Annotated in this window: 12 protein-coding genes and 1 pseudogene; 9 read left to right on the forward strand and 4 right to left on the reverse strand. The window is 70.9% G+C overall.

The window, feature by feature from the left end:
- Window positions 1-11 precede the first annotated feature (11 nt).
- Window positions 12-1,280 carry an ATP-binding protein gene (locus tag ABZ172_RS05830; RefSeq protein WP_356880601.1) on the forward strand — a complete coding sequence of 423 codons (1,269 nt, stop codon included), beginning with the start codon at window positions 12-14 and terminating at the stop codon, window positions 1,278-1,280.
- 22 nt (window positions 1,281-1,302) lie between these two features.
- Here the strand turns inward: ABZ172_RS05830 and ABZ172_RS05835 are convergent, their stop codons facing one another.
- The gene (locus ABZ172_RS05835) at window positions 1,303-1,818 is read right to left on the reverse strand and encodes a GtrA family protein (protein WP_356880603.1); all 516 of its coding nucleotides are present in this window, start codon (window positions 1,816-1,818) and stop codon (window positions 1,303-1,305) included.
- Between the two features lie 175 nt (window positions 1,819-1,993).
- Here ABZ172_RS05835 and ABZ172_RS05840 point away from each other — a divergent pair, with 175 nt between their 5' ends.
- Genes ABZ172_RS05840 through ABZ172_RS05850 form a run of 3 tightly spaced genes read left to right on the forward strand, consistent with a single transcriptional unit; the run spans window position 1,994 to window position 4,878 of the window.
- A complete protein-coding gene (locus ABZ172_RS05840; protein WP_356880605.1) occupies window positions 1,994-3,145 on the forward strand; it encodes a 5-(carboxyamino)imidazole ribonucleotide synthase in 1,152 nt (383 codons plus the stop codon).
- Window positions 3,142-3,678, forward strand: coding sequence for a 5-(carboxyamino)imidazole ribonucleotide mutase (gene purE, locus ABZ172_RS05845; RefSeq protein WP_356880607.1), 537 nt, complete (start codon window positions 3,142-3,144; stop codon window positions 3,676-3,678). Before ABZ172_RS05840 ends, purE begins: the two co-directional genes overlap by 4 nt.
- 6 nt (window positions 3,679-3,684) lie before the next feature.
- Complete coding sequence (locus ABZ172_RS05850; protein WP_356880609.1) at window positions 3,685-4,878, forward strand: dipeptidase; 1,194 nt, start codon at window positions 3,685-3,687, stop codon at window positions 4,876-4,878.
- Between the two features lie 56 nt (window positions 4,879-4,934).
- Here ABZ172_RS05850 and ABZ172_RS05855 read toward each other — a convergent pair whose 3' ends face one another.
- Window positions 4,935-6,278, reverse strand: a complete 1,344-nt coding sequence (locus tag ABZ172_RS05855) for a UDP-glucose/GDP-mannose dehydrogenase family protein (protein WP_356880611.1) — start codon at window positions 6,276-6,278, stop codon at window positions 4,935-4,937.
- Window positions 6,279-6,487: 209 nt separating this feature from the next.
- On the opposite strand from ABZ172_RS05855, the gene ABZ172_RS05860 reads away from it, so the two are divergent.
- Window positions 6,488-7,645 (forward strand): acyl-CoA dehydrogenase, encoded by a 1,158-nt coding sequence (locus tag ABZ172_RS05860; RefSeq protein ID WP_356880642.1) that lies wholly within the window; start codon window positions 6,488-6,490, stop codon window positions 7,643-7,645.
- Window positions 7,646-7,729: 84 nt separating this feature from the next.
- On the opposite strand, the gene ABZ172_RS05865 is transcribed toward ABZ172_RS05860, so the two are convergent.
- A complete protein-coding gene (locus ABZ172_RS05865; protein WP_356880613.1) occupies window positions 7,730-8,647 on the reverse strand; it encodes a hypothetical protein in 918 nt (305 codons plus the stop codon).
- A 179-nt stretch (window positions 8,648-8,826) separates the two neighbouring features.
- Window positions 8,827-9,093: pseudogene (locus ABZ172_RS05870) on the reverse strand (helix-turn-helix domain-containing protein); the annotation flags it as partial.
- Between the two features lie 408 nt (window positions 9,094-9,501).
- Between ABZ172_RS05870 and ABZ172_RS05875 the strand changes: the two are divergent.
- From ABZ172_RS05875 to ABZ172_RS05890, 4 genes are all read left to right on the forward strand, one after another.
- Window positions 9,502-10,380, forward strand: a complete 879-nt coding sequence (locus tag ABZ172_RS05875) for a helix-turn-helix transcriptional regulator (RefSeq protein WP_356880615.1) — start codon at window positions 9,502-9,504, stop codon at window positions 10,378-10,380.
- Entirely contained in the window at window positions 10,377-10,586 is a 210-nt protein-coding gene (locus tag ABZ172_RS05880; protein WP_356880617.1) for a DUF397 domain-containing protein, read from the forward strand. The genes ABZ172_RS05875 and ABZ172_RS05880 overlap by 4 nt, the downstream gene beginning before the upstream one ends.
- Before the next feature lie 6 nt (window positions 10,587-10,592).
- Complete coding sequence (locus ABZ172_RS05885; protein ID WP_356880619.1) at window positions 10,593-10,835, forward strand: Scr1 family TA system antitoxin-like transcriptional regulator; 243 nt, start codon at window positions 10,593-10,595, stop codon at window positions 10,833-10,835.
- A partial coding sequence (locus ABZ172_RS05890) for a DUF397 domain-containing protein (RefSeq protein WP_356880644.1) occupies window positions 10,832-10,996 on the forward strand: 165 nt, incomplete at its 3' end. The genes ABZ172_RS05885 and ABZ172_RS05890, both read left to right, overlap by 4 nt.

A 10,996-nucleotide genomic window follows, 5' to 3' on the forward strand; every position in this document is an offset into this window, starting at 1 on the left:
ACAGAACACTCATGCGCCGCCGACTGATCAACTCCACACTCGCCGTGGTGCTCGTCGTGATCGCCGTCTTCGGCGTCTCCCTCGTCATCGTCGAGACCCGCACCATCAGCAACAGTGCCCAGGAGAGCGTCGACGCGGAGGCCTTCCGGCTGATCAGCGTCGTCGAGAGCCGGCTGCTCGGCGACGAGCGGATCACCCCCGAGGTCCTCGCCGAGCAGGTGGACCCCAGCCGCTACGCCCGCGTCGAGATCCCCGGGCGCGCCCCGATCGAGGTCGGCGAGCCGCCCACCGACGGCAACTCGATCCGCAGCACGGAGACGGGGGAGCAGGGCGAGAAGGTCACCGTCGAGGAGTCCCGCTCCACCGTGACCCGGGAGGTCGGCCGGACCCTGCTGATCATCGGCGCGGTGGCCCTGCTGGCCATCATCTCCGCCGTCCTGCTCGCCGTGCGCCAGGCCGACCGGCTGACCTCGCCGCTCACCGACCTCGCCGAGACGGCCGAGCGCCTCGGATCGGGTGACCCGCGCCCCCGCCACAAGCGGTACGGGGTGACGGAGCTGGACCGGGTCGCCGACGTCCTGGACTCCTCGGCCGAGCGGATCGCCCGGATGCTGACGGCGGAGCGGCGCCTGGCCGCGGACGCCTCGCACCAGCTGCGCACGCCCCTGACGGCCCTCTCCATGCGCATCGAGGAGATCTCGGTCACCGACGATCCCGACACGGTGAAGGAGGAGGCGAACATCGCGCTCACCCAGGTCGAGCGGCTCACCGACGTGGTGCAGCGGCTGCTGACCAACGCCCGGGACCCGCGTACCGGCTCCGCCGTCGTCTTCGACCTCGACGAGATCGTCAAGCAGCAGATCGAGGAGTGGCGCCCGGCGTACCGCAGCGCGGGCCGCGCCGTCGTCTGCTCGGGCAAGCACGGGCTGGAGGCCGTCGGCACCCCCGGCGCCGTCGCGCAGGTGCTCGCCGCCCTGATCGAGAACTCGCTGATGCACGGGGGCGGCACGGTCGCGCTGCGCACCCGCGTCACCGGCAACCAGGTCGTCGTCGAGGTCACCGACGAGGGCCCCGGCGTCCCCGCCGACCTCGGGGCGCGGATCTTCGAGCGCACCATCAGCGGCCGGAACTCCACCGGGATCGGCCTCGCCGTGGCCCGGGACCTCGCCGAGGCCGACGGAGGCCGGCTGGAACTGCTCCAGCAGCAGCCCCCGGTCTTCGCCCTCTTCCTCAGCCGGGTCGTCCCCAGCCGCCAGGAGTACGTGCGCCCGGTGCGCTGAGCGCCCGGGCGGGACCGCGGGGTCAGCCCACGGGGCGGCGTGCTACCTCGTCGGAGGGTCGTCGCTGTTCGAGAAATCGTCCCGCGTCGAGCGCGGCCTCCTCGGCGGGAAGCGTCCTGAACACCCAGGTGCGGTAGGACCAGAAGCGGAACAGGGTGGCGATGCCGATGCCGAGGATCTTGAAGACGTTGCTCTGGACCGGGCTGTTCCAGCCGAAGCCGTACGTCGCCAGGTAGAGCACGCCCGTCTCGATCACCGCACCGACGGCGCTGAACAGCAGGAACAGCGACAGCTCCCGGGTCCGCCCGCTCTTGTCGCGGTCCCGGTAGGTCCAGTAGCGGAAGCCGATGTAGTTGAAGAGGATCGCGACGATCGTGCCCATCAGCCCGGCCCGCACCACAGGGATGTCCGTGGTGCGCCAGATCAGGTTGGACACGGCGATGTTGACGACCAGCCCGAGTGCGCCGACCGCGCCGAACTTGGCGACCTCCCGGGCCAGCAGATCAAGCCGGGTCCGCAGTGCGCCCCGTTCGCTCATGGTGATCGCTCAGCCCCGTCCGGTCGGTTCCTCGACCCGGCCATGCTAACCAGCCCGCCGACGTGATGCCTGTGAGCCCTGGTAACCAGGTGACGGAGGGTGCCTCCGGGCGTCCCGCCGGGCCCCGCGGGACAGGGGGAGGGGGACCTTCCGCCCGCCCGATACCCTGGTACACGTGACGTTCCCTGTAGTCGGCATGGTCGGCGGCGGTCAGCTCGCCCGTATGACCCACGAGGCGGGCATCCCCCTCGGCCTGAAATTCAAGCTCCTCAGTGACACGCCCCAGGATTCGGCCGCCCAGGTGGTCGGCGAAGTCGTCGTGGGCGACTACCGCGATCTGGAGACGCTGCGCGCCTTCGCCCGCGGCTGCGACGTGATCACCTTCGACCACGAGCACGTGCCGACCGAGCACCTGCGGGCCCTGGAGGCGGACGGCATCCCCGTGCGCCCCGGCCCCGACGCCCTGGTCCACGCGCAGGACAAGGGGGTCATGCGCGCCAGGCTCACGCAGATCGGCGCCCCCTGCCCCCGCCACCGCATCGTGAAGGACCCGGCGGACGCCGCGGCCTTCGCCGAGGAGACGGGGGGCTTCCCCGTCATCCTCAAGACCGTGCGCGGCGGCTACGACGGCAAGGGCGTCTGGGTGGTCCGCTCCGAGGCGGACGCCGCCGAGCCCTTCCGGGCCGGTGTCCCCGTCCTCGCCGAGGAGAAGGTCGACTTCACCCGGGAGCTGGCGGCCAACATCGTCCGTTCGCCGCACGGCCAGGCCGTCGCCTACCCCGTCGTCGAGTCGGTGCAGGTCGACGGGGTCTGCGACACCGTCATCGCCCCGGCGCCCGACCTGGACGAACAGCTCGCCGGCGAGGCCCAGCAGCTCGCCCTGCGGATCGCCGCCGAGCTCGGCGTCGTCGGACACCTCGCGGTCGAGCTCTTCGAGACGCGCGACGAGGACGGGACGCCCCGCATCCTCGTCAACGAGCTGGCGATGCGCCCGCACAACTCCGGGCACTGGACCCAGGACGGCGCGGTCACCTCCCAGTTCGCCAACCACGTGCGGGCCGTCCTGGACCTGCCGCTCGGCGACCCCCGCCCCCGCGCCACCTGGACGGTCATGTCCAACGTCCTCGGCGGCGACTACCCGGACATGTACCAGGCGTACCTGCACTGCATGGCCCGCGACCCGCAGCTCAAGATCCACATGTACGGAAAGGACGTGAAGCCCGGCCGCAAGGTGGGCCACGTCAACACCTACGGCGACGATCTGGCGGACGTGCGGGAGCGCGCCCGGCACGCGGCCGACTACCTGCGAGGAACGATCACCGAATGACCGCACCAGGCTCCGCCCCCGTCGTCGGCATCGTCATGGGCTCGGACTCCGACTGGCCCGTGATGGAAGCGGCCGCCAAGGCCCTCGGCGAGTTCGAGATCCCCTACGAGGTCGACGTCGTCTCCGCCCACCGCATGCCGCACGAGATGATCGCGTACGGCGAGTCGGCGGCGGACCGCGGCCTCAAGGCGGTCATCGCGGGAGCGGGGGGCGCGGCCCACCTGCCCGGCATGCTCGCCTCCGTCACCCCGCTGCCCGTGATCGGCGTCCCGGTCCCGCTGAAGTACCTCGACGGCATGGACAGCCTGCTGTCCATCGTCCAGATGCCGGCCGGCGTCCCCGTCGCCACCGTGTCGGTCGGCGGCGCCCGCAACGCCGGTCTGCTCGCCGCCCGCATCCTCGCCGCCCACGACCGCGAGCTGCTGGCGCGGATGAAGGACTTCCAGCAGGAGCTCAAGGAGCAGGCGACGGAGAAGGGCAAGCGGCTGCGGGCCAAGGCCCAGGGCGCGGACCACTTCGGCTTCGGGAAGTAGGCGGCCATGGACAAGCTGGAACGCGCGCGGCAGCTCCTCGCCGGCCACCCCGTCGTCGACGGCCACAACGACCTCCCCTGGGCGCTGCGCGAGCAGGTCGGGTACGACCTCGACGCCCGCGACATCTCCCGGGACCAGACCGGCACCCTGCACACCGACATCCCGCGGCTCCGGGCCGGCGGGGTCGGCGCGCAGTTCTGGTCCGTCTACGTGGCGTCCCATCTGGCCGGTGACGACGCGGTCAGCGCCACGCTGGAGCAGATCGACGTGGTCGCCGAGATGCTGGCCCGCTACCCGGACGACCTGAGCCGCGCCCTGACCGCGGACGACATGGAGAAGGCGCGCGCCGAGGGCCGTATCGCCTCGCTGATGGGGGCCGAGGGCGGCCACTCCATCAACAACTCGCTGGCCACCCTCCGGGCCCTGCACACGCTGGGCGTCCGCTACATGACGCTCACCCACAACGACAACACCGACTGGGCGGACTCGGCGACCGACTCCCCGCGCGTCGGCGGGCTGTCGGAGTTCGGCCGTGAGGTCGTCCGCGAGATGAACCGCGTCGGGATGCTGGTCGACCTGTCCCACGTGGCGGCCACCACCATGCGGGACGCGCTCGCTACCTCCGTCGCGCCGGTGATCTTCTCGCACTCCTCCGCCCGCGCGGTCTGCGACCACCCGCGCAACGTCCCCGACGACGTGCTGCGGATGCTCGCGGCCAACGGCGGCGTGGCCATGGCGACCTTCGTCCCGAAGTTCGTCCTGCCCGCGGCCGTCGAGTGGACGCTCGCCGCCGACCGCAACATGCGGGAGCACGGGCTGCACCACCTGGACACGACCCCGGCCGCGATGCGGATCCACGCGGACTTCGAGGCGGTCAACCCGCGCCCGACGGCCACCGTGTCGACGATCGCCGACCACCTCGACCACATGCGGGAGATCGCCGGCATCGACCACATCGGGATCGGCGGCGACTACGACGGCACGGCCTTCCTCCCGGAGGGGCTGGAGGACGTCTCGGGCTACCCGCACCTGATCGCGGAGCTGCTCACCCGCGGCTGGTCGGAGACCGACCTGGCCAAGCTGACGTGGCGGAACGCCGTGCGCGTCCTGCGCGACGCCGAGGCGGTCTCCCGCGATCTGAGCGCCCGCGTGGGCCCGTCCCACGCGACGATCGGCGAGCTGGACCGTCCGGGGTACTGACCCCCGCACGACCGGTGGAGGAGGCGGTGGCCCGGTGGCCACCGCCTCCTCCCGTGTCAGGCCTTCGGGCGGCCCATCGCCCGGTACGTCCAGCCGGCGTCGCGCCAGACCGTGGGGTCGAGGGCGTTGCGGCCGTCCAGGATGATCCGGCGCCCCGCGGCCTCGCCCAGCGCCGCCGCGTCCAGCTCCCGGAACTCACGCCACTCCGTCAGGTGCAGCACCACGTCCGCACCCCGCACCGCGTCCAGTGCGGTGTCCGCGTAGCCGAGCGTCGGGAAGAGCCGGCGGGCGTTGTCCATGCCCTTCGGGTCGAAGACGGTGACCTGGCCGCCCTGGAGGTGGATCTGCCCGGCGACGTTCAGGGCCGGCGAGTCGCGGACGTCGTCGGAGTCCGGCTTGAAGGTGGCGCCCAGCACCGCGACCCGGGTGCCCAGGAAGGACCCTCCGCCGACGGCCTCGCGGGCCAGCTCCACCATGTGGCCACGGCGGCGCATGTTGATGGAGTCGACCTCGCGGAGGAAGGTCAGGGCCTGGTCGGCGCCCAGCTCGCCGGCGCGGGCCATGAAGGCGCGGATGTCCTTGGGCAGGCAGCCCCCGCCGAAGCCGATCCCGGCCCGCAGGAACTTCTTCCCGATGCGCTCGTCATGGCCTATGGCCTCGGCGAGCTTCACCACGTCGCCGTCGGCGGCCTCGCAGACCTCGGCCATGGCGTTGATGAAGGAGATCTTCGTGGCCAGGAAGGAGTTCGCCGAGGTCTTCACCAGCTCGGCGGTCGGGAAGTCCGTCACGACGAGGGGCGAGCCCTCGGCGATCGGTCCGGCGTACACCTCGCGCAGCAGCTTCTCGGCCCGCTCGCTCCCGACCCCGACCACGATCCGGTCCGGGTGCAGGGTGTCCTTCACCGCGAAGCCCTCGCGCAGGAACTCGGGGTTCCACGCCAGCTCGGCGTCCGTGCCCGCCGGTGCCAGCTCGGCGAGCCGCGCCGCCAGCCGCGCGGCGGAGCCGACCGGCACGGTCGACTTGCCGACGACCAGCGCGGGCCGGGTGAGCAGGGGGGCCAGCGATTCGAAGGCGCTGTCGACGTAGCTCATGTCGCAGGCGTACTCGCCGTGCTTCTGGGGAGTGTTCACGCAGACGAAGTGCACATCGCCGAAGGCGCCGATCTCCTCCCAGGAGGTGGTGAACCGCAGCCGCCCGGTGGACCCCTCGATGCCCGCCACGTGCTTCTGCAGGATCTCCTCGAGCCCCGGCTCGTACATCGGCACCCGGCCCGCGGAGAGCATCTCGATCTTCTCGGGCACCACGTCGAGCCCGAGGACTTCGAAGCCCAGCTCCGCCATGGCCGCGGCATGGGTGGCGCCGAGGTAGCCGGTGCCGATCACGGTGATCCTGAGGGCCATGGGTGCTCCTGAACGATGCGGACAGACGTGCGGAGCCGAGCATATCCGGGCGTGCGGAGCACCGTTTTCCGACCGTCGCGGAGCCCTCGTCGGAGCGGTCACCCGTGCTGTCGGCAAGCTCACGTGCCGCGCCGGTATGCCTCCGCTCGGCGGGACCACTAAAATTCTGGTTACTTAACGGTAGTTAGCATCCTTGGGGAGTGAACGTCTTGGCGGGTTCGACCGATTTCGACCTCTACCGTCCGGCCGAGGAGCACGACATGCTCCGCGACACGATCCGTTCGCTCGCCGAGGCGAAGATCGCCCCGCACGCCGCCGAGGTGGACGAGGAGGGGCGTTTCCCGCGGGAGGCCCTGGACGCGCTCGTCGCCTCCGACCTGCACGCGGTCCACGTCCCGGAGGAGTACGGCGGCGCGGGCGCCGACGCGCTCGCCACGGTCATCGTGATCGAGGAGGTGGCCCGCGTCTGCGCGTCGTCCTCCCTCATCCCGGCCGTGAACAAGCTGGGCTCCCTCCCGGTGATCCTCTCCGGCTCCGAGGCCCTCAAGAAGAAGTACCTGGGCCCGCTGGCCAAGGGCGACGCGATGTTCTCGTACGCCCTCTCCGAGCCGGACGCCGGCTCCGACGCCGCCGGCATGAAGACCAAGGCCGTCCGCGACGGCGACTTCTGGGTCCTCAACGGTGTGAAGCGCTGGATCACGAACGCGGGCGAGTCCGAGTACTACACGGTCATGGCCGTGACCGACCCGGAGAAGCGCTCCAAGGGCATCTCGGCGTTCGTCGTCGAGAAGTCCGACGAGGGCGTCTCCTTCGGCGCCCCGGAGAAGAAGCTCGGCATCAAGGGCTCCCCGACGCGCGAGGTCTACCTCGACAACGTGCGCATCCCCGCCGACCGCATGATCGGCGAGGAGGGCACCGGCTTCGCCACGGCGATGAAGACCCTGGACCACACCCGCATCACGATCGCGGCCCAGGCGCTCGGCATCGCACAGGGCGCCCTCGACTACGCCAAGGGCTACGTCCAGGAGCGCAAGCAGTTCGGCAAGCCGATCGCCGACTTCCAGGGCATCCAGTTCATGCTCGCCGACATGGCCATGAAGCTGGAGGCCGCCCGCCAGCTCACCTACTCGGCGGCCGCCAAGTCCCAGCGCGTCGACGGCGACCTGACCTTCTTCGGTGCCGCGGCCAAGTGCTTCGCGTCCGACGTCGCCATGGAGGTCACCACCGACGCCGTCCAGCTCCTCGGCGGCTACGGCTACACGCGGGACTACCCGGTCGAGCGCATGATGCGCGACGCCAAGATCACGCAGATCTACGAGGGCACGAACCAGGTCCAGCGGATCGTCATGGCCCGCAACCTGCCGTAGCCCCCCCCCCCCGCGCCCCGGACGAGGGAGCCCCCGCTTCGGCGGGGGCTCCCTCTCCGTCGTGCCCGGGAGTGACCGGCCGGCTCAGGCGGGCAGGTCCCCGTCGAGGATCTCCTCGGCGGTGGCGGCGGTGGCGGCCCGGCGGAGCCACCGGCGCAGGAGGTCGAGGTCGCGGCAGCCGGTGATGGTGTCGCGTACCCCGGGGGACACGGCGATGCCGCGCTCGTCGAACACGAGCAGGATGTCTTCCGCACGGCCCCGGGCTTCGCCCTCGACGCGGCCCCGCGCTTCACCCTCGGCACGGCCTTCGTCCCGGATTTCCTCCGAGAGGGGGGAGATGTAGAAGGAGAGATCCACGGCCACCAGGTTCCTCCACTGTTGTGCGGCGGGGCGGGTGCCCAGGCCTTGTGCGGTCAGTTCGACGATGGGGGCGGCGATGTCGTCCGGTGCGCCCCGGAGGGCCGCGGACAGCGTTTTCAGTATGGCACCGATGTCGGGTTCGCCCGCGTGCGTGATGGCGGACAGTGTGGCGAGCGCCAGGTCCTTGCGGGCTTCCGCCACATCGGTGACGGCGGGGATGTTGTGCGGGCCCGCGACGAGCGGCCGGAGGGTGAGTACCGGCCATTGGGCCGAGCCGAGCGGCATCGGTCGGGCGGCCCACGTGGCGGTGGCCCGGTCCTGGCAGACGACCAGCAGCGTGGTGGGCAGCCGGTACTTCTCCAGCAGGTAGGAGACGTAGTACGCCCAGCTCGTCGGTTTGTCGGGGTCCTTCTTGCCCTGGGCCTCCACGGCGAGGAGGAAGGGCCCGTCGTGCTCGGTCTCGATGCGCAGCAGGGTGTCCACGCGGCGTTCGACGGGCCGGGACTCCGTGAGGTCGGTGGTGACGACGTCGGCGGACACGAAGGGAGGGAAGGCGACTCCGAGCACTTCGGAGACCCGGGAGAAGAGATCCGGGTACTCCTGGAACACGCGGTGCATCGCCTCATGGGGTGCGCTGACCATGGAGGTCCGTTCGGGTTGGTGGACGGTGTGCGGGTCAGGCCGCCGCGGATGCCTCGGTGCGGCAGTCGCGGCAGGGGCCGGGGTGGCGGGAGCGGAAGGCGCGGTCGCAGCGGTCGCAGTTCTGGAGCGGGACGACGATCGCGCCGGGGCGGGGCGGGGGCGCGAGGTCCCGGGCTCCGGGCGGCGGCGATCCGGGTCTCGCTCTCCGGGAACCGCTCGGCCAGCCGCTTGATGCCGATCCTCGCCCCGGCGGGCAGCGACTGGATGTGCACGGCGAGCCCGATGGCGACCAGGGACAGCGCACGGTGGCGGCCGAGGTGGTTGCCGAGAACGGTGAAGTCCCTGGAATGCCGGGAGTTGACGTGGACGACACCGGAGGAGGGCTGCGCATGCTCGGGTGTACCGGGTGGGGCGCACGGGGGCGCGATATCCTGCTGGGTATCCATCGGGAAGGTCTGTCTTCCTCGTTGGTCAGGCCCTCGATCGGGATGCCAGTCCCGGCCGGGGGCCGTCGTATGTCTGGGTGGGCGCAGCGAGCATATGACACGCAACCCCTCTCAAATCCAGCCCAGTTGCCCTATGTCACCCGCGCGAGTGAGCCGGGGCGGGACGAGGCCGGGTGAGGTGGGGAAAGTTCTTTTCTCACCTACTTGAAAGCCTTTTACGTCGTGGGCCACCGGGGTGCGGCCCACCGGGTCGTGACCTGCCGGGTCGTGGATTCCCGCGACCCGGTGCGCCCCGGCACGGTGCGGTCTGTCCCGTGGTTGTCCGGTGTTGTCCTGGCTGTCCCGAGTGACGCGCGGGGGCGTCCGGGGTTGAACGATGACGGCACGTACGCGGAAGGCGGGGCACGGATGAATGTGGACGGGACCGGCACGCAGCACGGGGACGGCGGGACGGACGAGCCCGGCTGGGACGTCGATCCCGACGACGAGTCGGGGGCGGCGGTGGTCACCGCGGTGGGCCGCCAGATCAAGGCCTGGCGGGAGGCGGCCGGGATGCGGGCGGGGGAGTTCGGGGCCGCGATCGGGTACGGCGAGGACCTGGTCTACAAGGTGGAGGGCGGGCGGCGGATTCCTCGGCCGGAGTTCCTGGACAGGGCGGACGAGGTGCTGAGGGCGGGCGGCAAGCTCGCCATGATGAAGCGCGAGGTGGCGGAGGTCCGGTACCCGAAGAAGGTGCGGGACCTGGCGAAGATGGAGGCCGAGGCGGTCGAGCTCGCGGCATACGGCAACCACAACATCCACGGGCTGTTGCAGACCGAGACGTACATGCGGGCGCTGCTCGCCACCCGCCGACCTGCGTACTCCCGCCCGGAGCTTGAGCGCATGGTGGACGCCCGCATGGCGCGCCGTTCGGTCTTCGAGCGCGAACCGGCCCCGGAGTTCAGTTTCGTCCAGGAAGAGGTGACGCTGCGCCGCCCGATCGGAGGGACAATGGTGCTGCGGCAGCAGCTTGAACGCCTCCTGGAGGTAGGGCACTTGCCGAACGTGGAGATCCAGGTGATGCCTACGTGCCGGGGAGACCACCCTGGCACGGGCGGGCGGATCCAGGTGTTGAAGTTCAGCGACGGCTCGGCTGTGGGGCGTACGGACAACGAGTTCGCGGGTCGCCCTGTATCCGATCCGAAGCAGCTCCGAATCCTCGAACTGAGGTATGGCATCATCCGGGCTCGGGCTCTCTCGCCAGGGGAGTCGCTGGCCTTCATCGAGCAAGTGCTGGGAGAGACATGATCCGTAAGGTCATTGCCGAGGAAGCATCCGGGCCGGAGTGGTTCAAGAGCAGCTACAGCGACAGCAGCGACGGCAACGACTGTGTGGAGGTGGCCGCCCGTCCGTCTCTCGTCCTGGTGCGTGACTCCAAGGAGCGGTCCGGGCCCCGGCTCGGGTTCGCCCCGTCCGTCTGGGCGGCGTTCGTGGGGCACGCTTCCCGGGGCTGACAGGCGGTGCGGGTGCGTACGAAGGGGGCGGGCCGGGGAGATCTCCCCAGTGCGGGCGGGTGGATCCAGGTGGTGAAGTTCGGGGACGGCTCGGCTGTGGTGTGCACGGACAACGAGTTCACGGGCCGCCCCGTCTCCGATCCGAAGCAGCTCCGGATCCTCTCGATGCGCTACGGGGTCATCCGGGCTCAGGCGCTCACGCCAAGGGAGTCATCGGTCTTCGTCGAGCGAGTGCTGGGAGAGACATGATGCGCAGAACCTGCCCCGAGGACATCTTCGAGGCCGAGTGGTTCAGGAGCAGTTACAGCAGCAGTGGCGACGGCAACGACTGTGTGGAGGTGGCCGCCCGTCCGTCTCTCGTCCTGGTGCGTGACTCCAAGGAGCGGTCCGGGCCCCGGCTCGGGTTCGCC

Origin of the sequence: Streptomyces sp. NPDC006296 (genome assembly GCF_040613235.1) — a bacterium.
GTDB lineage: Bacteria > Actinomycetota > Actinomycetes > Streptomycetales > Streptomycetaceae > Streptomyces.

Bases quoted from the DNA above. Each gene is read 5' to 3' on its own strand.
- ABZ172_RS05855 (WP_356880611.1), bottom strand. From the start codon at position 6,278: ATGGCCCTCAGGATCACCGTGATCGGCACCGGCTACCTCGGCGCCACC.
- ABZ172_RS05865 (WP_356880613.1), bottom strand. From the start codon at position 8,647: ATGGTCAGCGCACCCCATGAGGCGATGCACCGCGTGTTCCAGGAGTAC.
- ABZ172_RS05830 (WP_356880601.1), top strand. From the start codon at position 12: ATGCGCCGCCGACTGATCAACTCCACACTCGCCGTGGTGCTCGTCGTG.
- ABZ172_RS05850 (WP_356880609.1), top strand. From the start codon at position 3,685: ATGGACAAGCTGGAACGCGCGCGGCAGCTCCTCGCCGGCCACCCCGTC.
- ABZ172_RS05835 (WP_356880603.1), bottom strand. From the start codon at position 1,818: ATGAGCGAACGGGGCGCACTGCGGACCCGGCTTGATCTGCTGGCCCGG.
- purE (WP_356880607.1), top strand. From the start codon at position 3,142: ATGACCGCACCAGGCTCCGCCCCCGTCGTCGGCATCGTCATGGGCTCG.
- ABZ172_RS05875 (WP_356880615.1), top strand. From the start codon at position 9,502: ATGAATGTGGACGGGACCGGCACGCAGCACGGGGACGGCGGGACGGAC.
- ABZ172_RS05880 (WP_356880617.1), top strand. From the start codon at position 10,377: ATGATCCGTAAGGTCATTGCCGAGGAAGCATCCGGGCCGGAGTGGTTC.